Raw genomic sequence first — 21,535 nt, 5'->3', positions numbered from 1 at the left:
ACAAGCTAACAATACTTTTGCAAGTTTGTCCATAAACATATAATGGTTTCCCCTTTGTTTCGTTGTTTTCTATTTTAATTCGACAACTGTTACGCCTAGGCCTCCCTCGCCCATGTCACCGTAACGGAAGGTTTTTACACCGCGATGCTTCTTCAAGTAATCTTGTACACCTTGGCGAAGTGCTCCTGTCCCTTTACCGTGAATGATTGATACGCGAGGATAGCTTGCAAGCTGGGCATCGTCTAAGTATTTCTCAACGCGCGCCATTGCATTTTCAAATCGTTCACCACGAAGGTCAAGTTCTAATGAAACATGATAGTCTCTACCTTTTACCGTTGCAACTGCTTTTTTCTCTGTTTGCTTCGGTGTGTTAATGTATTCCATATTAGATTCTTTCACTTTCATCTTCAGAATACCGATTTGTACGCTCCACTCTGTATCGCTTACTTTTTCAAGTAGTTGACCTTTTTGACCGAACGTTAATACTTTCACTTCATCACCTGCACGTAACTGTTGTTTCGGTGCAGTGTTTTTCACATTTACTTTTTGTTTCTTAACAAGCTCTGGCGCTGCGCCTTCTAGACGACTCTTCGCTTCAATTAGCTCGTGGTCTTTCACATTTGCAAGCTGTGCTTTACGCAATTGACGAAGTTCTTGAATAATGCCTTCTGCTTCTTTCTTTGCAGCTTCGACTTTTTCTTCCCCTTCTTTTTGCGCTTTTAATAATCGTTCGTCGCGATCTTCGTTAAATTCAATAATTTGACGTTGCAACTCACGATGAAGTTTCTCAGATTGTTTGCGAAGCGCTTCTGCTTCGTTCCAGTCACGCTCTGCGTTCTTCTGGCTTTCTTCTAACTTCGCAATCATATTTTCAATTTTATTCGTATCTGTACTAATGTGGTTACGTGCTTGGTCAATGACGCGATCAGATAATCCAAGACGTTTCGAAATTTCAAAGGCATTACTACGTCCTGGTACACCGATTAATAATTTATACGTTGGGCTTAACGTGTTCACATCAAACTCAACACTCGCATTAATAACTTGTTCACGGTTATATCCGTATGCTTTTAATTCTGGATAATGCGTCGTTGCAACAACGCGAGCACCGCGATTACATACTTCATCTAAAATTGAAATGGCAAGTGCAGCCCCTTCTTGCGGGTCTGTTCCAGCACCTAATTCATCGAATAAAACTAAACTTTCAAAATCAGCTTTTTCTAAAATATCAACGATGTTCACCATATGTGAGGAGAACGTACTTAAACTTTGTTCAATCGATTGCTCATCACCGATATCAGCAAAGATATTTTTGAATACACAAATCTCTGACTCATCCATTACTGGAATGTGAAGGCCAGATTGCGCCATTAACACACAAATACCAACTGTTTTCAGCGTAACTGTTTTACCACCTGTATTCGGTCCTGTAATAACAATTGTCGTGAAATCTTTCCCTAACATAATGTTATTTGGCACGATTATTTCTGGATCGATTAGCGGATGTCGAGCTTGTCTTAAATCCATATAACGCTCGTTATTTACGATTGGTTTCGTTGCTTTAATTCGCTTCGCATAAAAAGCTTTCGCAAAGATAAAATCAAGATTTGCAACTACTTCTACGTTTGATAAAACGATATCCGCTTCTACTGCCACTTCTTCTGTTAACATTAATAAGATGCGTTCGATTTCTTGTTTTTCTTTCACACGTGCTTCTTGCAGTGCATTATTTAATTCTACAATGACTTGTGGCTCAATAAATAACGTTTGTCCAGAAGCCGATTGATCGTGAACAATACCACCATATACGCCGCGGTATTCTTGTTTTACTGGGATTACGTAACGTTCGTTACGAATCGTTACAATCGAGTCAGACAGCATCTTTTGCGCGTTTGAAGAACGCGTCATATTTTCTAGCTTTTCACGAATACGGCTTTCCGCAGTACGAATTTGAGTACGAATACCACGCAGTTTATCACTTGCGCTATCGACTACTTCACCGCCGTCACCGATGCAATTTGTAATTTTCTTTTCTAAATCATATAAAGATACAATTTGAGCGACGTGAGTTTCTAAAATCGGAAGCTCGACACCGTTATCAGCCATATCTTCAATGAAACGTTTCATATTACGACTACCATACATCGTATTCGCAATATCAAGTAATTCATTTGGACTTAACATACTCCCAATTTTTGCACGCTTCACATTTGAGCGAATATCCGTAATACCACCTAATGGTGCACTACCTTTTAAACGAATAACTTTCGCTGCTTCATCCGTTGTATCTTGCATTTCTACAATTTCTTCAAAATCAGTGCTCGGCACTAAATGCTTCACTTTGTCACGACCAAGTGAAGATGCTGTATGTTCAAGTAATTGTTCTTTTACTTTATTGTATTCTAATACACGCAACGTTCTTTCTAACATGTTGCAGGTCCCCCTTGTATTACTTATTACGTTTAATATAGTCTAATAAACGTTCAATATCCCACGTGTTAATCACGTTATCTTTTTGAATCCAACCTTTACGTGCTGCTGCTACACCTGTTTCCATATCTTCTAACATTTCAAGCGTATGAGCATCCGTATTAATCGCTACTTTCACACCAGCATCTTGTGCTTGTTTTAATAATTTCGCGCTTAAATCTAGACGGTTCGGATTCGCATTTAATTCTAAAACTGTATTTGTCTCTTTTGCTAGTTCAATTAATAAATCTGTATCTACATCATAACCCTCACGACGCCCGAGAAGACGTCCTGTAGGATGGGCAATCATTGTGACATGTTTATTCTCAAGTGCAGTACGTAGACGCTTCATAATCGTTTCACGGTCTTGTGAGAAGCTAGAGTGAATCGCTCCAATGACATAATCTAATTCTGCTAATACTTCATCATCAAAATCAAGCGAGGCATCTGGTAAAATGTCCATTTCAATTCCGCGTAAAATTGTAATGTCTGGATACTTTTCATTCATACGTTCAATTTCTTTCGCTTGCTCACGAAGACGCTCTTTCGTTAAACCGTTCGCCACTTTCAAATATTGCGAGTGATCAGTAATCGCCATAAACTTATATCCACGAGCACGGCACGCTTGTACCATTTCTTCAATAGAAAAAGCACCGTCACTCCAAGTTGTATGCATATGTAAATCACCTTGTATATCGGAAAACTGAATTAAGTTCGGATACTCTTTAATTAATTCAATTTCTTTTCCATCTTCACGCACTTCTGGCGGAATAAATGGCAAACCGAAATGAGCAAAGAAGTCTTCTTCAGTCTCAAATGTTTTCACTTCACCTGTTTCCAAGTTCTCTACACCGTACTCACTAATTTTCTCGCCTTTATCTTTTGCGATTTGACGCATTTTTACGTTATGGTCTTTTGATCCTGTGAAATGGTGAAGAGTTGTAATAAACTCTTCTGGTTTTACTAAACGGAAATCAATTGAAATATCATATTCATATTGAAGACGGACAGAAACTTTCGTATCTCCACTTGCTATTACTTCAATCATATTATCAAATTGTAGTAAATGCTCACGTACCGCTGCTGGTTCTGTCGTTGCAATGATAAAATCTAAATCTTTCACTGTTTCACGAACACGGCGCAAACTACCAGCGCGAGAGAAACGAATTACTTCAGCAATATTCGACAATTTCTCCTCTATTTCCCCGGCAATAGGCAATACCATCGCAATTGGTAAACGCTCTGGACGAGAGCCTACTTGATCGATTGCTTCTAATATTTTCTCTTCTGTCTTCTTACCGAAACCTGCTAAAGCTTGTACTTTATTTTCCTCACAAACAGCTTTTAGCGATTCCATATCAACAACACCAAGTTCTTTATATAACTTAGCTACCTTCTTACCACCAAGTCCTGGTAGTTTTAATAACGGCAATAAGCTACTTGGTACTTCTTTTTCAAGTTCTTGTAATACTTCAGATGTTCCCGATTCTATATATTCTTGAATAACGGCTGCTGTTCCTTTTCCGATGCCTGGAATCTTTGTGAAATCTTCAATTTCAGAAAGACTACGATCATCACTTTCTAACGCTGCTGCCGCTTTACGAAATGCAGATATTTTAAATGGATTCGCGCCCTTTAATTCCATAAAAAGCCCGATTGTCTCTAATAATTTGATCACTTGTTTTTTATTTACTTTCATCATTGTCCCGCCTTTCTTTCATAGAAAAAAACTTCTCTTTCCGAAAAAAGAGAAGTTATACTCTGCTACCTGTCTGCCATAGTTCCTTCACCTTTTCAGAGAGAATCGGTGTATCGTCTACAATTATTTTGCTAATTGATGATTGTTGTAATGGTGTTTGTAATTGTTCAATCGGAAGAATGTTCCCAATGATAATTAAGACAAACAAAATAATATATACTTCTAAAAATCCGAGGATTGCCCCCGCAAACGCATTTACTTGCTTTAAAACCGGTATTTCTGCAAACATATTTAACAAATTACCAAGTAATGAAAGTGCAATTTTAGTGATAATAAACAATATGATAAACGCAAGCGCTTGATAAAATACTGTCTCAATATTATTTGCATCAATCCATTCTGGAACAGATACGTTTTTATCAAATGGATACGGAATAAATTTCGCAAGTGCTGGCGCTAAATCTTTACAGTACCAGTATGCAACAAGGTATGCGATAATAAAGCTTGTTAACTTTACAAGTTGCAGAATAAACCCTCTGCGTAAGCCGAGGAAAAATCCCATAACAAGCAGTAAAATGATAATAATATCAATCATGTTATTCCATTCCTTTTTTTGTCATACTTTCTTTCAATTTCTCATGTTCTTCTTTTAATTTTATGTAATCGTGTATGACGTTTACCGCCGTCAATACCGCTAGTCTACTCGTGTCAAGCGAAGGATTCTTGGCATTGAGTTCGCGCATTTTATCATCCACAATCGCTGCTACCATGCGGATATGACTTGTACTTTCATCGCCAACAACTGAATATTGCTGACCATAGATTTCTACATTAATTCGACTTTTCTTTCCCTTTTGTTGTGACAACTCACCGGCCTCCAATCACGTACAGAATCCTAAAGTTTATCATACCATGAACCTTCATAATATGGAAACAGAAAGAACAATCCGATATGATAAAAATAACAATATAAAAAAAGGGGCGACCATTATGTCAAATTCTATCGTAATTCAAACAAATTCTACAGTAATTGAAGACATGAAACAACAATATAAACATTCGCTTAGCTCAAAAACTCCGCAAGGCGGAATCTTCATGGCAAAGGTACCATCTTGCACGATTACAGCGTATAAATCTGGAAAAGTAATGTTCCAAGGAGGCCGCGCTGAAGCAGAAGCTTCTCGTTGGCAAACTGTCTCTCAAACACCGAAAACAGCTGTAACAAAATCTGTCGATTCCCATCGTTATGCGCCTCCTGCTTCCATCGGTACAATGTCTATTGTAGGGTCTGATGAAGTTGGTACGGGAGATTTCTTTGGACCGATGACAGTCGTTGCTGTATATGTGGATGCAAAGCAAATTCCACTACTAAAAGAACTTGGTGTAAAAGACTCTAAAAACTTAAATGACGATCAAATTACTGCCATTGCGAAACAACTTCTACACGTTGTTCCTTACAGCTCCCTTGTCCTTCATAATGAAAAGTATAACGAGCTATTTGATAAAGGAAACAACCAAGGTAAGTTAAAAGCTTTACTACACAATAAAGCTATTACAAACTTATTAGCTAAAATGGCACCTACAAAACCTGAAGGCGTCTTAATCGATCAATTCACACAACCTGATACATACTATAAATATTTAGCAAAACAAAAACAGGTACAGCGTGAAAATGTTTATTTCGCTACGAAAGGTGAAAGCGTCCATTTAGCAGTAGCCGCTGCTTCTATTTTAGCTCGCTACTCATTCGTAAAACAATTTGACGAACTAAGTAAAAAAGCTGGTATGCCACTTCCAAAAGGTGCTGGTAAACAAGTTGATATCGCCGCTGCTAAATTAATTCAAAAAGTAGGTAAAGAAAGATTACCTGAGTTTGTAAAACTGCATTTTGCTAATACAGAGAAAGCGTTTCGCTTATTGAAATAGTATCGACAAAAACAGGGGCTTACAAACTCCTGTTTTTTGTTTCATGTGTTCTCGATTCAATGTAATTGCATTTACTATTTTCCTCTTCTAACTATATCGCTAAATTAACTCATTTTTAGTAATTCCCCTATAAAAAAGGAGAGCCGCCAAGACTCTCCCTTTTTTATATTAGCTTCGTTTCTGCTTCTTATTTGATGAAGATACTTTATGAGAACCCGTTTCATGTGTTGTTGTCCCTTGTCCTTCCACTTCTGGAGAACCTAGGATTGATCTTGAATGGTCTTTTTTCACTTTTTTACTCATTGCACTCACCCCCAAGGTTACTTTTTACTTAAGGGTAAAAAACTATTCAACATAATAATCTGAACATATACTCGCTACTCTTTTACTCTCGTGTTTGGTTTTCGCTTATGTCCCATAGACGCTTTGCTGCATCCTTATCCAAGGCAGCTTCAGACATTTCCCCTACTTGTTTATCGGCATAGTAATAACCACTCTGATTAGTAAATCCAGTTGATTCTGCTAGCCATACTAAAGTTTCAGCACCTTTCTCCGGCGTACGGGAGAAAGGTTTCATTGCTGCCATAGTTAAGCGAGCAGCTAGACCATTATCCTGGTTAAAATTTGTATTCACTAGCCCCGGGTCAAAGCTATAAGCACTAACACCCGTTCCCTCCAACCGCTGTGCCAATTCAGAGGTGAATAAAATGTTAGCTAGTTTTGTTTGTGCATAACGCATTGTAGGACCGCCCATGAACTTCTTAATACCGCGATACAGTTGTTCTGCATCTAGATCATCGAAATCAATTCCCTTTTTAGCCATTTTATGACCGTGAGATGCAGTGGTAATGACGCGAGCAGGAGCACTTTCTTTTAAACGCTCCAACAACAAATCTGTAAGTAAGAATGGACCTAAATGGTTTACCGCCCAGGTCATCTCCAAACCGTCCTCTGTAATTTGTCTTGTTTGAAATAAAGCACCCGCATTATTTACTAATATATCAATTCTCGGACATCTTTCTAAAATATTGGTAGCTACCTGGCGTATAGATTGTTGGGAAGACATATCAGCGAAAAATATATCTACCACTGCATTCCCATCCGTTATATTTTCAAGTTGAGTCATAACATCATTCGCTTTTGCTTCATTACGTGCAATGATTCCTAGCTTAGCACCGCTTTTTGCAAACACCTTAGCTGCCGCTAATCCAATACCACTTGTTGCACCAGTGATTACTATATACTTGTCACGCAATGTCCACTTTGTATGACTTGGAATTTCCCCCATTGTATAAAAACCCCTTCCCTATATAAATGTCGCATTCATTTTACTTATATATGAAGTGGGAATTGAACTATGAACAACATCTTTTCTAGTCGTGAAATACTTTATAAAGTTCAGGTTGCAATTACAACCTTTCTCAATAAAAAAAGCGAGAGCAGTTGCTCTCGCTTTTTTTATATCTTAAAACTCAGAAGAACCTGGAGTTCTTGGGAATGGAATTACGTCACGGATGTTAGCCATACCAGTGATGTACATTAGGAAGCGCTCGAAACCTAGACCGAATCCAGCGTGTTTTGTACCGCCGTATTTTCTAAGTTCTAAGTACCACCAGTAGTCCTCTTCGTTCATACCTAATTCTTTAATTCTGTCTACTAAAACGTCCATTCTTTCTTCACGTTGGCTTCCGCCGATTAATTCGCCGATGCCAGGAACTAGAAGGTCAGTAGCAGCTACTGTTTTACCGTCTTCATTTAAACGCATGTAGAATGCTTTAATGTCTTTCGGATAGTCAGTTACGAATACAGGGCGTTTGAAGATTTCTTCTGATAAGTATCTTTCGTGCTCTGTTTGTAAGTCAATTCCCCATTCTACTGGGTATTTGAAATCAGCACCTGATTCTTGAAGTACTTTAATTGCTTCTGTATAAGTGATGCGACCAAAGTCAGAGTTAATTACGTTGTTCATGCGCTCAAGAACTGTTTTATCAACGAAGCTGTTGAAGAATTCCATTTCTTCTGGTGCATGCTCTAATACGTATTTCATTGCATATTTCAGCATATCTTCTGTAAGATTCATTACGTCCCCTAGTTCAGCGAATGCAATCTCAGGCTCAACCATCCAGAACTCAGCAGCGTGGCGAGTTGTGTTTGAGTTTTCCGCACGGAATGTAGGTCCGAATGTATATACATCACGGAATGCTAATGCATAAGCTTCAGCGTTCAGCTGTCCACTTACTGTTAAGTTTGTTTCTTTACCGAAGAAGTCTTTTGACTCATCAACTTTTCCGTCTTCACCTTTTGGTAGGTTATTTAAATCTTGCGTTGTTACGCGGAACATTTCGCCAGCACCTTCTGTATCACTACCAGTGATGATAGGTGTATGAACATGTACGAATCCACGCTCTTGGAAGAATTGGTGAATCGCAAATGCTGCGATAGAACGTACGCGGAACGTTGCAGAGAATGCATTTGTTCTTGGACGTAAGTGAGCGATTGTACGTAAGTATTCAAATGTATGACGTTTCTTTTGAAGTGGGTAATCAGAATCTGATAAGCCCTCGATATCAATTTTTTCTGCTTTAATTTCAAATGGTTGCTTCGCTCCAGGCGTTGCAATTACTTTACCTTCTACTTTAACTGAAGAGCTAAGTGGAAGTTTTGCAATTTCTTTGAAGTTATCTAATTCTGTATCGAAAACGATTTGAACGCTTTTGAAGAAGCTACCGTCGTTTAATTCGATGAAACCAAATGCTTTTGAATCACGTAAGTTACGAATCCACCCTGATACTTGTACTGTTTGACCTGCGTATTTATCTGTATCTCTATACAGACTTTTTACTAATGTGTTTTCCATAGTGAAATTCTCCTTTGCTCATATATTTAAATACAAAAAAACCTTTCATCCATAAAGGGACGAAAGGTTAAACTTCGCGGTACCACCCAATTTGTCATAAAGACCAACTTTAACTCGTATGTAATACATACTTCCCGGTTTGTAACAGGCCGGATTCCCGTCTAAGTCTACTCTTGAATACAAGATTCAATTTCGGTTAGCAACTCCAAGGTGTTCTTCACATATACCGCCTCATCAGGCTCTCACCGTCCCTGACTCGCTTTGGATTATAGTATATACTACTTTTCCTTATCATCGTCTTTCATTTTGTTAAACTAAAATTAATGTACTACATTCGAGAGAAAGATGCAAGGTGTCGGAAAATATATGAGCGATTTTTGTAATATATCGACTTACCGACAGTGTCCGACAACCAATCCAATAAAAAAATTGCCGGAATATATCCGGCAATTTTCTAATTACTTACGTAACTCCGCACCGAATTTCTCTTCTACCGTTGTTAGTACACGGTTATGTGCTTCTGTTACTTCTTCGTCTGTTAATGTACGTTCTGCATCGAAGTAAGTCATAGAGAATGCAAGTGATTTCTTGCCTTCTTCCATTTTTTCACCTTCGTATAAGTCGAATAGTGTTACGTCTTTCAGAAGTTCTCCGCCAGCTTCAGCAATGACTTGCTTCATTTCACCAGCTTTTGTTTCTTTTGTTACTACAACAGCCATGTCACGTGTCATAGATGGGAAACGTGGAATTGCTGAGTAGTAAGTTTCTTCAGCGTCTGCACCGAATACTTTTACAAGAGATAATTCAAATACGAATGTATTTTTCACATCTAATTGTTTTTCTGCTTCTGGGTGCAATTGACCGATGAAACCAATTACTTCGCCATCTAATACGATGTCAGCTGTACGTCCTGGGTGCATACCTTCACGTTTTGCTGGTGCATATGTGATTTGGTTTGCAACGCCAAGTACGTCGAATAGTCCTTCTAGTACACCTTTCACAACGAAGAAATCTACTACTTTCTTCTCACCTTGCCATGCATGGTGAAGAGCAAGACCTGTCATAACACCTGCAAGATGTTGTTCTTCTTTCGGAAGTTCTCCTTCTTCTGTCGGTAAGAAGATAGAACCTACTTCGTATAAAGCAACGCTGTCGTTTTTACGAGCGACATTGTATGAAACTGCTTCTAGTAATTGCGGTACTAAGCTTAAACGAAGTTGGCTACGTTCTTCACTCATTGGAAGTGCAAGACCTACAGGCGCCTTTTCGTTTGGCTCAACCATATATTGTTTCGCTTTGTCAGCGCTTGTTAATGAATACGTGATTGCTTCATATAAACCAGCACCCTCTAAGAAGCGGCGTACTTTACGACGTTTCGTTTGTGCTGATGTTAATTTACCACGAGTCATCGTTCCAGAAGGTAATGTAACTGGAATGTGGTCATAACCGTATAGACGGCCCACTTCTTCTACTAAGTCTTCTGAAATTGTAATATCAGGACGACGTGCTGGTACATTTACATGGAATGTTCCTTCTACTTCTGTGAATGGGAATTTCAAGTTTGTGAACATTGTACCCATTTCACTCGCAGAAATATTTGTACCTAATACACGGTTTACTTTTTCAGCAGTAACAGATACTGTACGCTCTTGTACTTGTAAGTTGTCAGCTTCTACTACACCTTCAAGTGCTTCACCGCCAGCATATTTCGCCATTAAAGCAGCTGCGTGTTGAATTGCTTCAAATGTACGTGTTGGGTCGATTCCTTTTTCAAAACGTGCACTTGATTCACTACGAAGACCTAAGTCTTTTGATGTACGACGTACTGTTTGACCTGCAAAGTATGCAGACTCAATTAGAACGTTTACTGTCTCATTTGTAACTTCAGAATCCGCCCCGCCCATCACACCAGCAACAGCTAAAGCTTTCGTGCCGTTTGTAATTACAAGGTGGTGGCTTTGTAATGTACGCTCTTGATCATCTAACGTTTCAATTTTTTCGCCTTCTTTTGCAAGACGAACAACGATTTCTTTTGAACCTAATTTATCGTAATCGAATGCATGTAACGGTTGACCGTATTCCATTAAAATGTAGTTTGTAATATCAACTACGTTGCTAATTGGACGAATGCCAGCTGCCATAAGACGAGTTTGCATCCACATTGGTGATGGACCAATCTTTACGTTTTTAACCATTTTTGCAATGTATAATGGGTTTTCTTCTTTCGCTTCTACACTTACAGAAATATAATCAGAAGTTTTTTCTGCTGTTTCTTGTAAGTCGATAGCTGGAAGTTTTACTTCGCGGCCATAAATAGCAGCTACTTCATATGCAACACCTAACATGTTTAAGCAATCTGCACGGTTTGGTGTTAAGCCAAGCTCAAGTACTTCATCGTGTAAGTTTAAAATTTCAAGTGCATCTGCACCAACTTCAGCGTCACTTGGGAAGATAAAGATACCATCTGCGTATTCTTTTGAAACTAACTTTCCATCAATACCAAGCTCTTGAAGAGCACAAACCATACCGTGAGAAGCTTCACCGCGTAGTTTTGCTTTTTTGATTTTGAAGTTACCAGGAAGTACAGCTCCAACTTTTGCAACTGGTACTTTTAAACCTTTTGCAATGTTAGCAGCTCCACAAATAATTTGAACTGGCTCTTCTTCACCGATATCGATTAAGCATTTGCTTAATTTATCAGCTTCTGGGTGTTTTTCACATTCTAATACGTGACCAACTACAACACCTTTTACACCTTTATTTAATACTTCAACGCCTTCTACTTCAATACCACTTTTCGTGATTTTGTCTGCTAGTTCTTGTGCTGTTACATCTTTAATATCTACATACTCTTGTAACCAACGATATGATACGAACATACTTATCCTCTCCTTCCCTTACGCTCGTTTGAATTGTTGTAAGAAACGTACATCATTTGTATAGAAATGACGAATGTCATCTACTCCGTATTTCAACATTGCGATACGCTCTGCGCCCATACCGAATGCGAAACCTTGATATTCTTTTGAATCATAACCAGCCATTTCAAGTACGTTCGGGTGAACCATACCTGCGCCTAGAATTTCAATCCAGCCAGTTCCTTTACAAGTGCCGCAACCTTTGCCATGACACATCATACAAGAAATATCCATCTCTACAGATGGCTCTGTGAATGGGAAGAAACTTGGACGAAGACGGATTTCACGATCTTCACCGAACATCTTTTTCACGAATACTTGCAGTGTACCTTTTAAGTCACTCATACGAATGTTTTTATCAATTACAAGACCTTCAATTTGCATGAACTGATGTGAATGCGTCGCATCGTCGTCATCACGGCGATACACTTTACCAGGACAAATAATTTTGATTGGGCCTTTTTCTTTATTATTTTCCATCGTACGTGCTTGCACAGAAGATGTATGTGTACGTAGTAACGTTTCTTCTGTAATGTAGAATGTATCTTGCATATCACGCGCTGGGTGATCTTTCGGTAAGTTTAGTGCTTCGAAGTTGTAGTAGTCTTTTTCTACTTCTGTTCCTTCAGCTACTTCATAACCCATACCGATGAATACATCTTCAATTTGTTCAACAACAGCTGTTAATGGATGGTGGCAACCTGTTTCAACAGGACGACCTGGCAATGTAACATCAATTGTTTCAGTAGCTAGTTTCGCTTCGATTACTGCTTTTTCTAAGTTACTAATTTTGTCTTCTAGACGCGTTTGAATCGCTTCACGTACTTCATTTACTAATGCTCCCATACGTGGACGCTCTTCTGCTGATAATTTCCCCATGCCGCGTAATACTTCTGTAATTGGGCCTTTTTTTCCTAAATACGCTACGCGTACGTCGTTTAAGCCCTTTAGCTCTTTCGCTTCTTCAATAAGCTCTAACGCTTTTTGCTTTAGCTCTTTTAAACGTGCTTCCATTTTGGAACCCTCCTAATTTTAAAAATAAAAAAACCTCGCTCCCAAAAAGGGACGAGGTAAATTCGCGGTACCACCCTAAATTGACAGAACAAGTCTGCCCACTCATTAGTTATAACGATCAATTCTGACCGGAACGCCTTTACATATACATGGTCCTGGCGTCAACTCCAGAGGTGAATTCACTTCCGTCTACCATAAGAATGCTTTCAGTCTACGGCACTCTCTCCCTATATGGCGATTTTGTAAGTTACTCTTCTCTATCAACGTTTTTCGTTATTTAACTTTTAATATAATGTACTTCAACTTATTATAAGAAGTTTTTTATTTGTTCGCAACCGGGCTTTGCAAATAATACGTTAAAATCCCTGCTGCAACCGCAACATTTAATGATTCTGCCCCGCCGTAAATCGGAATATACAAGTTTTGATTCGTTTTTGCAAGAATTTCTTGGCGTACGCCATTTCCTTCATTTCCTACAATTAATGCAAAACTGCCAGCCGGCGTTACTTCACCATACGGAACTCCATTTTCAAGAGCTGTTCCATATACAGGAACGTCATTTTCTTTTAACTTGTCTACCCATTCTTCTAAGTTCCCTTTTACAATTGGTAAGTGGAAAATAGAGCCTTGTGTAGAGCGGAGTACTTTACTATTGTAAACATCAACACAACCTTCTCCAAGAACAACGGCGTGAATACCAGCTGCATCAGCTGTACGAATAATTGTTCCTAAATTACCTGGGTCTTGCAGGCCATCTAATAAAAGGAATTTCCCATCAGTAAGAGCTACTTCTTTCTCACGCTTCTCACAAACAGCAAATACACCTTGCGTCGTTTCTGTTTCACGAAGTATTTTTACAATCGCCTCAGGTACGATATACATTTCCACATCATTAACTGTCCAATCTTTCGGAAGGTCTGTCTGATCTGAAACGATAAGTTCTGTTACAATCCCTGTCTTCAAAGCTTCCTCGACTAAGTGGAATCCTTCTACAAAAAATAAACCTTTTTTATCGCGTTCTTTTTTCGTTTGCAGCTTTTTCCACTGCTTTACACGCGGATTTTGTACTGAATCAATGTTTTTCATAATATGTATTTCCCTCTCTTCTTGTCTTATCATTATAGCCTATTTTTCATACATATTTACATAAAAAAGAACAAAAACTAACGTCAGTTTCAATTCTGAAGAAGAGGTGAAAGCAATGAGTTTTAATTTACGCGGTGCCGTATTAGCGAATGTATCTGGAAATTCACAAGATCAATTACAAGAAACAATCGTCGATGCAATTCAAAGCGGTGAAGAAAAAATGCTTCCAGGTCTTGGCGTTTTATTTGAAGTCATTTGGAAAAACGCTGATGAAAATGAAAAGCACGAAATGTTAGAAACACTAGAGCAAGGATTAAAAAAATAAGCAATTTGAAAATCACCTTTGCATAAGCTAAGGTGATTTTTTTGCAGAAATTTTTTTTCTTCTCCTAAACATTTCTACTTTACTAACGAACTATGATGGAGTACAATGTTCAAAATACATTTAAACCGATCGATTTTTCTTCATATACACCATAAGATAAAAGGAGTGAATGTTTTATGCACCGTATTACGCTTGAACAAATTTTTAAACACCACATTACACAAAAATACGTAAACCGTTCTGGAATGGTCCACGCGATCGCTGTCGCTTACCATGCGTTTCACCTAGCCAAAAAGCATCACGCCTCAGTCGATGCTGCCACAAAAGCTGGCTTCCTTCATGATATCGGACATCATACGTGGTACACAGGCGGCGAATGGGATTATGACTTATATAAAAAGAATGATATCCATGCAATTAAAGGCGCTGAAAGAGCACATAAATTACTTATTAGATTGGGAGAACATCCAAAACTAGCAAAAGAAATTTCTATTGCAATTCTTCTTCATACAGATTCTTTCTTAGTGGAACAAGAAATTGAAAGAACATCTCTTCAAAATATTATTAAATGGGCAGACGAAGCAGATGAAGAACCGGGCGGAGCGCATCATTATCGAACAATTTCTTATGAAAAAGCACTTAAAGCAATTCAGCAATTAGATCGATTGGTAGAGCGTGAATTGCAAATAGAGCAAGCAAAATTGAATAACAAGACAGAACATAGTTATCAATGAGAAAGAGGCATCACTACAGGGTGATACCTCTTTTATTATTTTATGGAAAATACACCTTTATATGTAATATTTAAATATTACGCCTGAAAACAAAATCCATTATTCCAGCTATGTTATTTCATATTATGAATAATATGTTAGCATTCTTAGGATAAAGAGAGGTATCATGATGATACCTCTCTTTACTCTTTTTATAACAACTTCTTTATACTAATTTTAATTTCTTTAATTGTCTTATTAGCGAGGATAAGTGGATTACAAGCACAATGTAAAAGTATACACAACATAGGGGACTACTGGGATGTATTTTCTGGGTTCTCATGTCTGCAGGTGATTCATTCTATATCTAATTGAATCCTTGTATAAGAAAACAAAAAAGCAGGGAAATTAATTCCCTGCTTTTCTATTTGGTTTATTGCCTGATTGTAAGAAGAACGATAACACCCAAGCGATACCTGCTAGTATCGTTGCGATTAAGAAGGCATCGTTAATACCGTTAATTGCAGATAGCTTTGAAATTTGTCCATATAATAGTTGTGTGCTCATCCCGTCTCCTGCTTGAGCTGATCCAGCTAAGGCCGCTAAGCTTTGCCCCATACCGTGTACTTTATCAACTAAAATTGGGTTTGATGTTGTTAACATGTTGCCGTAATCTGCTACGTGAGCAGTCGTTTGTTGCGTCATAAGTGTAATTAAAATCGCTGTTCCGATTGAACCCGCTACTTGTCTTGACGTATTTTGCGTTGCTGTACCGTGAGAAATTAATTTCATCGGCAGCGCGTTCATACCAGCTGTCATAATTGGCATCATAATGAATGACATACCAATTGAACGTATAATATAATCCGTCATAATAACGCTATACGGTGTATCCATCGATAATTTTGTAAATTCATATGTCGCATACGTCGTAATTGCCAATCCAATTATCGCTAATGGACGAATACCATATTTATCGAACAATTTACCCGCTACTGGTCCCATGATCCCCATAATTAATGATCCTGGAAGAAGTAGTAAACCAGATTCAATTGGCGTAAAGCCACGAATGTTTTGCAGATATACTGGAAGCAATAACATACCTCCGAATAATGCCATCGTAACGATTGCGTTAATTACTAAAGTAAAAGTAAATACTGGATATTTAAATACTTGTAAATCAAGCATTTTATTGTCCGTTGTTAACTCTCTCCAAATAAATAACGCTAAACCAATTACACCGATAATAAGTGAAATAACAACTTCTGCACTAGTCCAACTATTATTTCCAGCTTCACTAAATCCGTACAATAAGCTTCCTAGTCCAATACTTGAACTAACCACACCGAATATATCTAATTTCGTTTTAGACACTGGCTGAGCTAGTGTAAAGAATTTTAAAGATAGGAACGTAATAATTAAACCGATAATAAACATCGCATAGAACATTAAGTTCCAGCTATAGTTTTCAATCACCCAACCTGTTACAGTTGGTCCGATAGCTGGTGCTAAAATCATTGCTACACCTAGTAATCCCATCGCCGCTCCGCGTTTATGAGGCGGGAATAACGTCATGAAGATATTCATACCAACCGGCATTAAAATACCCGCACCAACAGCTTGAATTACGCGACCTGTCATCATCATTGTAAAGTTTCCTGAAGTAGCACAAATGATAGATCCTACCGTGAAGAATAACATTGCTGCTACGAATAATTTACGATACGTAAATCGTGAAACTAAAAAGGCACTAATCGGTACTAAAATACCATTTACAAGCATGAAGCCTGTAATTAACCATTGTGCTGTTGAAGTTGATACATTAAATTCATTCATTAACGGAGGTAATGCAACATTAATGATTGTTTGGTTTAAAATAGAAACGAACATGCCTAGAATTAATACAGCTACAACTGCTTTTACGTTCACATTCTCTACAGGCATAGACATTTGTTTTTTCGGCACTTCTTTTTCTTGTTTTACTTCTTCTTGCTTTCCTGTTTCTAACTCAACTACATTAGAAATTTCCGATTCTTGCTTTCGTTCAATTTCTTTCTCTTCTGTTTCAACTTTACTTACTTCTATTTTACTTACGGCTGGGACTTGTTCTTCTCCCATTTTCGTTTTTTTCTTTCGTAAAAGACGATTTACAAGGAAGAAGACGATTATACAAAATAGTGCATATCCTGCAATTACAATTGAGGACATCTCATCTCCCCCTTACTTATGAATACGAACTGTCACATTCATGCCAGGAACAATATTTACTGATTTGCTATGATCTAAAGAAATTTTAACTGGTACTACTTGTGTTACTTTCGTATAGTTCGCTGTTGCGTTGCTTGATGGCAACATAGAGAATGTATTCGCTGTTGTTAAGCCAACTTGTTCTACTTTTCCTGTTAACGTTGTATCTGGGTATGCATCTACATACACATCTACATCTTGACCTTTTTGAACATCATCAACATCTGTTTCTTCAATGTTTGCTGTTACCCATAAATTGTTCATATCAAATGCATAAGCAATCGGGCTACCTGCTCCAACGAAAGCATTTGTTGTCGCGTTTGATTGTACAACTGTTGCATTTTGTGGAATTGTTACATCTACTGTTTGTTCTCCATTAGCTGCCGCTACAGTAACAGTACCTAATTTATCGTTCTCATTATAATTTTTTCCTACTTCAGCTTTCCAGTCAGTTAGTTTACCTGCTACTGGTGAAGCAACCGGAATTACCTTTCCATCAATCTTTGCATTGTCTGTTTTCAAGTAATTTTCCGTTTGATTGTAATAGTAATAACCGCCAATACCGCCGCCAACTAGTACAATTAATGTGATAATGTTGATAATTACCATTCTTCGAAACTGATTCATTGCATTCCTCTCCTTATATCGCATATAATTTTTTTCTAAACTATTTATGTCCTTATTGTTTAGATTGTTTAATTGTTAATTATATTAACCTTTTAACAAAAAAATCACACCATCTGCAGCGTAAATCGAAACTTATCTACCTGCGAGCGGTGCTGATTTCTGAAGGACTATCGTTTATAATTATAAATAATTATTTTGAATCTACAACCGACAATTTACGTATGAAATGTTGCTTAAACAACAATATAATACCAATATGTTGTTTAAGTATAGAAAATTAAACGAGGAGAAGGAAAATGTCTATTAAAAATACAAATGATCCACGTGTAAAGCGAACGAGACAACTCATTCAGGATGCTTTTGTCGCTTTAGTAGGCGAAAAAGGCTTTGAAAATGTAACTGTTCAACATATCGCAGAACGCGCTCCTGTAAATCGCGCTACATTTTATAGCCATTACCATGATAAATATGACCTATTAGACAAAAGCATTGAAGAAATGTTAGAGAAGCTAGCAGAAGTAATTAAACCGAAAAATAGAAATAAAGAAGATTTTCAACTTACATTTGATTCACCTCATCCTACATTTTTGGCTTTATTCGAACATATCGCAGAAAATGTAAACTTTTATAACGTTATGCTTGGGGATAAAGCTGCCGGAAACTACTCTTATAAAATGATGAAAACAATACAAGTGCATTTAACATTAAGCTTGTCTATTTCACAACCAGATGATGAAGATCTTATGGTTCCTCGTGATATTTTGATTAGTTATGTGACAGGGGCTCACATCGGAATGATTATGTCATGGTTAAAAAAAGGAATGATATATACCCCACATTTTATGGCGATGCAATTAACTCGTTTAATTATTTTAGGTGCTCATACTGCAGCGGGATTAGAACGGCCTTTTTAAAACATAAAAAAGCGAAGGAGAAGCTCCTTCGCTTTTTCTATTAATTAAATGTAATGTTATGTACAGCCTCTTTATCAAGACGTTTAATAACTTCTACAATTAACTTCACTGCATTTTCATAATCATCACGATGTAACATTGCCGCATGAGAATGGATATAGCGCGTTGCAATTGTAATTGCCATAGAAGGAATACCATTTACAGCAATGTGAATCGCACCCGCATCCGTTCCTCCGCCTGCTACTGAATCATATTGATACGGGATTTGTAATTCATCAGCAACATCAACTACGAAATCACGTAAACCTGTATGTCCAATAACAGAAGCATCATATAAAATGATTTGTGGTCCATCGCCCATTTTACTTTGTGCTTCTTTTGACGTTACACCCGGTGTATCTCCAGCGATACCAACATCTACTGCGAACGCGATATCTGGTTTAATATAATTCGCAGATGTTTTTGCGCCACGAAGACCAACTTCTTCTTGTACAGTTCCAACGCCATATACAACGTTTGGATGCTTTTCATCTTTTAATTGTTTTAATACGTCAATTGCAATTGCACAACCGATTCGGTTATCCCATGCTTTTGCAAGTAACATTTTTTCATTCTTCATCACTTGGAATTCAAAGTAAGGTACAACTTGATCTCCTGGTCGTACGCCCCACTCCATCGCTTCTTCTTGGCTAGAAGCACCGATATCGATGAACATGTCTTTAATTTCAACTGGCTTTTTACGAGCTTCTGGAGGTAAAATGTGCGGTGGTTTTGAACCAATTACACCTGTTACATCTCCTTTACGCGTTACAATCGTCACGCGTTGCGCAAGCATAACTTGTGACCACCAGCCACCAACCGTTTGGAAGCGAAGGAAACCTTTGTCATCGATTTGTGTAATCATAAATCCAACTTCATCTAAATGACCTGCAACCATAATTTTCGGGCCGTTTTCTTCCCCTACTTTTTTCGCAACTAAACTCCCTAAATTATCAGTAGAAAGTTCGTCCGCAAACGGCTCGATATATTTCTTCATTACTTCACGTGGTTCACGCTCGTTACCAGCAATACCACGTGCATCTGTTAATTCTTTTAGCATTGTCAATGTCGCGTCTAATTTTGTCATTGCCAACACCCTCCTTTTTCTTCAGTCAATTCATTATACAATAATTAAATTGAAATATTCAAAAATTAAATTAGTATCCTTGTGTTTGACGCTGATGATTTACTTCATTTTTATCTAAATATGCTTTTTCAATCTCTTCTTGTTCAAATTCAAGTGCTTGTCCAAGTCGAAGATAGCTCGTAAATAATTCAATATAATTTGTAATAGATGGTTGATCTGTAAAACGAATTACTTTCGCATATGTGTCTAAGAAAATTTCCACTTGTGTTTTATTCGTCTGTGCACATTTATAGAATAGGAAGTTTTTATCAATACCTAAATCAATTCCGATTGATAAAATAAAATGCAAACCATCTACGTATTCTTCTAATATTACTTCACGTTCTGATGCTGGTTTGTTGCTCCAATATTTAAAACAACGTGTTTCATTTGCAAGTTCTCCAATTTCTACAAGAAGAGCTAACATTTTTTCTTTTAATAATTTTTTCGGTTGTAAGTCATGTTCTTTTGCAATACGGTCATCTAATTCTTTTTGTAATTTAAATAGTTGTAGTAAGTCCATTCTATTGTCCTCCTCCAACATCGCATTTTACGCAACAATGTTGTTTCATCTCAAAGTTCATTATTATGTTTCAGTTCTTATGAATAAGTCAGCTATCTAACTCTTTATAAAATAGCTTGTCCTTAATTTACAAATACGTTTCAGTCATCGCTCTTAAATTGTTCATCTGATGAAAGTTCCATATCATCTTTCCATTATAGCAGTGTCGTTTCACCTAGGAAAGATACTCTTCTTTCCAAACGGGCAGAATTGAAAAAAGCCAGGAGTATTCTCCTGACTTCATATGTATATTCTTCTATACTGCTATAACTTTTATATTGATTTTGTCATATTGATAACAACATAGCCGTTAATCTTTATAATTTCTTTCACTTCTAACTTCTATTTGAATACAAATAAAAAAACCTTAGAAGAAAATTCTTCTAAGGTTTCAACTAATTAATTAGTTAATGTTGTTTTTTGCAACTGTTGCTAATTCAGCGAAAGCTTTTTCGTCATGAACAGCTAAGTCAGCAAGCATCTTGCGGTTAACTTCGATGCCAGCATTTTTAAGACCGTGCATTAAGCGGCTGTAAGAAAGACCATTCATACGAGCTGCTGCGTTGATACGTGTAATCCATAATTTACGGAAGTCACGTTTCTTTTGACGGCGGTCACGGAATGCATACATTAGAGATTTCATAACCTGTTGGTTAGCAACCTTGAATAATGTATTTTTTGAACCGTAGTAACCTTTTGCTAATTTAATTACTTTTTTACGACGTTGACGAGTAACTGTACCACCTTTTACTCTTGGCATAATATTACCTCCTAATTGTTCTATATATCAGCCGAACTTATTTTAAGTTGTCAAGCATTTGACGAATGCGTTTGAAGTCACCAGCGCTTACTACACCAGCTTTACGTAGTTTACGTTTAGCTTTTGTAGATTTGTTAGCGAATAAATGGCTTGTGTAAGCGTGAGAACGTTTCAGTTTACCTGATCCAGTCTTTTTGAAACGCTTTGCAGCGCCGCGATGAGTTTTTTGTTTAGGCATAGGTATTTCCTCCTC

Annotated in this window: 20 protein-coding genes, 2 pseudogenes and 2 other annotated features; of the genes and pseudogenes, 6 read left to right on the top strand and 16 right to left on the bottom strand. The window is 37.6% G+C overall.

From position 1 onward, the window contains the following. Positions 1-69: 69 nt before the first annotated feature. From HMAS_RS01750 to zapA, 4 genes are read right to left on the bottom strand one after another with little or no spacing between them, the layout of a single operon-like run. Positions 70-2,430: an endonuclease MutS2 gene (locus HMAS_RS01750; protein ID WP_000893713.1), complete on the bottom strand. Its 2,361-nt coding sequence runs from the start codon at positions 2,428-2,430 to the stop codon at positions 70-72. A gap of 19 nt (positions 2,431-2,449) precedes the next feature. Further along, complete coding sequence (gene polX, locus HMAS_RS01745; RefSeq protein WP_000867532.1) at positions 2,450-4,168, bottom strand: DNA polymerase/3'-5' exonuclease PolX; 1,719 nt, start codon at positions 4,166-4,168, stop codon at positions 2,450-2,452. A 55-nt stretch (positions 4,169-4,223) separates the two neighbouring features. Next, a complete protein-coding gene (locus HMAS_RS01740) occupies positions 4,224-4,763 on the bottom strand; it encodes a CvpA family protein (protein ID WP_000565408.1) in 540 nt (179 codons plus the stop codon). A 1-nt stretch (position 4,764) separates the two neighbouring features. Further along, positions 4,765-5,034 carry a cell division protein ZapA gene (gene zapA, locus HMAS_RS01735; RefSeq protein ID WP_000082701.1) on the bottom strand — a complete coding sequence of 90 codons (270 nt, stop codon included), beginning with the start codon at positions 5,032-5,034 and terminating at the stop codon, positions 4,765-4,767. A gap of 124 nt (positions 5,035-5,158) precedes the next feature. Here zapA and rnhC point away from each other — a divergent pair, with 124 nt between their 5' ends. After that, entirely contained in the window at positions 5,159-6,094 is a 936-nt protein-coding gene (rnhC, locus tag HMAS_RS01730; RefSeq protein ID WP_000071601.1) for a ribonuclease HIII, read from the top strand. Positions 6,095-6,262: 168 nt separating this feature from the next. Here rnhC and HMAS_RS01725 read toward each other — a convergent pair whose 3' ends face one another. The 6 genes from HMAS_RS01725 to HMAS_RS01700 form a co-directional block, all read right to left on the bottom strand. Beyond that, a complete protein-coding gene (locus HMAS_RS01725) occupies positions 6,263-6,397 on the bottom strand; it encodes a YuzL family protein (protein ID WP_000039591.1) in 135 nt (44 codons plus the stop codon). A gap of 82 nt (positions 6,398-6,479) precedes the next feature. Beyond that, positions 6,480-7,382, bottom strand: coding sequence for an SDR family oxidoreductase (locus HMAS_RS01720; RefSeq protein WP_000503915.1), 903 nt, complete (start codon positions 7,380-7,382; stop codon positions 6,480-6,482). A 177-nt stretch (positions 7,383-7,559) separates the two neighbouring features. Then, positions 7,560-8,951, bottom strand: coding sequence for an asparagine--tRNA ligase (asnS, locus tag HMAS_RS01715; protein WP_000432160.1), 1,392 nt, complete (start codon positions 8,949-8,951; stop codon positions 7,560-7,562). 52 nt (positions 8,952-9,003) lie between these two features. Beyond that, positions 9,004-9,255 (bottom strand) — a binding site (T-box leader). Positions 9,256-9,409: 154 nt separating this feature from the next. Then, on the bottom strand, positions 9,410-11,830 hold the full coding sequence (pheT, locus tag HMAS_RS01710; protein ID WP_000498188.1) for a phenylalanine--tRNA ligase subunit beta: 2,421 nt from the start codon (positions 11,828-11,830) through the stop codon (positions 9,410-9,412). A gap of 18 nt (positions 11,831-11,848) precedes the next feature. Further along, positions 11,849-12,883, bottom strand: a complete 1,035-nt coding sequence (gene pheS / locus HMAS_RS01705) for a phenylalanine--tRNA ligase subunit alpha (protein WP_000388222.1) — start codon at positions 12,881-12,883, stop codon at positions 11,849-11,851. Between the two features lie 44 nt (positions 12,884-12,927). Further along, positions 12,928-13,156, bottom strand: a binding site (T-box leader). Positions 13,157-13,204: 48 nt separating this feature from the next. Further along, complete coding sequence (locus HMAS_RS01700) at positions 13,205-14,002, bottom strand: TrmH family RNA methyltransferase (protein WP_002024927.1); 798 nt, start codon at positions 14,000-14,002, stop codon at positions 13,205-13,207. A gap of 82 nt (positions 14,003-14,084) precedes the next feature. Here HMAS_RS01700 and sspI point away from each other — a divergent pair, with 82 nt between their 5' ends. The 4 genes and pseudogenes from sspI to HMAS_RS27995 form a co-directional block, all read left to right on the top strand. Then, complete coding sequence (gene sspI, locus HMAS_RS01695) at positions 14,085-14,294, top strand: small acid-soluble spore protein SspI (RefSeq protein WP_000009509.1); 210 nt, start codon at positions 14,085-14,087, stop codon at positions 14,292-14,294. A gap of 176 nt (positions 14,295-14,470) precedes the next feature. After that, on the top strand, positions 14,471-15,028 hold the full coding sequence (locus HMAS_RS01690) for an HD domain-containing protein (protein ID WP_000554786.1): 558 nt from the start codon (positions 14,471-14,473) through the stop codon (positions 15,026-15,028). Between the two features lie 74 nt (positions 15,029-15,102). Continuing rightward, positions 15,103-15,183, top strand: a pseudogene (locus tag HMAS_RS01685) (CPBP family intramembrane glutamate endopeptidase); the annotation flags it as partial. 58 nt (positions 15,184-15,241) lie between these two features. Beyond that, positions 15,242-15,378 (top strand): annotated as a pseudogene (locus HMAS_RS27995) (DNA-binding protein); the annotation flags it as partial. Between the two features lie 37 nt (positions 15,379-15,415). Here HMAS_RS27995 and HMAS_RS01680 read toward each other — a convergent pair. Together HMAS_RS01680 and HMAS_RS01675 are read right to left on the bottom strand one after the other, a co-directional pair. Then, positions 15,416-17,215 (bottom strand): DHA2 family efflux MFS transporter permease subunit, encoded by a 1,800-nt coding sequence (locus tag HMAS_RS01680; protein ID WP_000095298.1) that lies wholly within the window; start codon positions 17,213-17,215, stop codon positions 15,416-15,418. Between the two features lie 12 nt (positions 17,216-17,227). Continuing rightward, positions 17,228-17,881, bottom strand: a complete 654-nt coding sequence (locus tag HMAS_RS01675) for an HlyD family secretion protein (RefSeq protein ID WP_001071419.1) — start codon at positions 17,879-17,881, stop codon at positions 17,228-17,230. 296 nt (positions 17,882-18,177) lie between these two features. On the opposite strand from HMAS_RS01675, the gene HMAS_RS01670 reads away from it, so the two are divergent. Further along, on the top strand, positions 18,178-18,795 hold the full coding sequence (locus HMAS_RS01670) for a TetR/AcrR family transcriptional regulator (protein WP_000023660.1): 618 nt from the start codon (positions 18,178-18,180) through the stop codon (positions 18,793-18,795). Between the two features lie 40 nt (positions 18,796-18,835). On the opposite strand, the gene HMAS_RS01665 is transcribed toward HMAS_RS01670, so the two are convergent. From HMAS_RS01665 to rpmI, 4 genes are all read right to left on the bottom strand, one after another. Then, positions 18,836-19,921: a M42 family metallopeptidase gene (locus tag HMAS_RS01665; protein ID WP_000163555.1), complete on the bottom strand. Its 1,086-nt coding sequence runs from the start codon at positions 19,919-19,921 to the stop codon at positions 18,836-18,838. 70 nt (positions 19,922-19,991) lie between these two features. Beyond that, complete coding sequence (locus tag HMAS_RS01660; protein ID WP_000365050.1) at positions 19,992-20,483, bottom strand: dUTP diphosphatase; 492 nt, start codon at positions 20,481-20,483, stop codon at positions 19,992-19,994. Between the two features lie 442 nt (positions 20,484-20,925). Further along, positions 20,926-21,282, bottom strand: a complete 357-nt coding sequence (rplT, locus tag HMAS_RS01655) for a 50S ribosomal protein L20 (RefSeq protein ID WP_001138362.1) — start codon at positions 21,280-21,282, stop codon at positions 20,926-20,928. Positions 21,283-21,319: 37 nt separating this feature from the next. Then, entirely contained in the window at positions 21,320-21,520 is a 201-nt protein-coding gene (gene rpmI, locus HMAS_RS01650) for a 50S ribosomal protein L35 (RefSeq protein WP_001125945.1), read from the bottom strand. Positions 21,521-21,535: the final 15 nt, after the last annotated feature.

Origin of the sequence: Bacillus sp. HMA207 (assembly GCF_003402455.1) — a bacterium.
In the GTDB taxonomy this organism is placed as follows: Bacteria; Bacillota; Bacilli; order Bacillales; family Bacillaceae_G; genus Bacillus_A; species Bacillus_A cereus.
The sequence above is the reverse complement of the archived record's forward strand: the minus strand, read 5'-3'. Positions and strand labels throughout refer to the sequence as shown.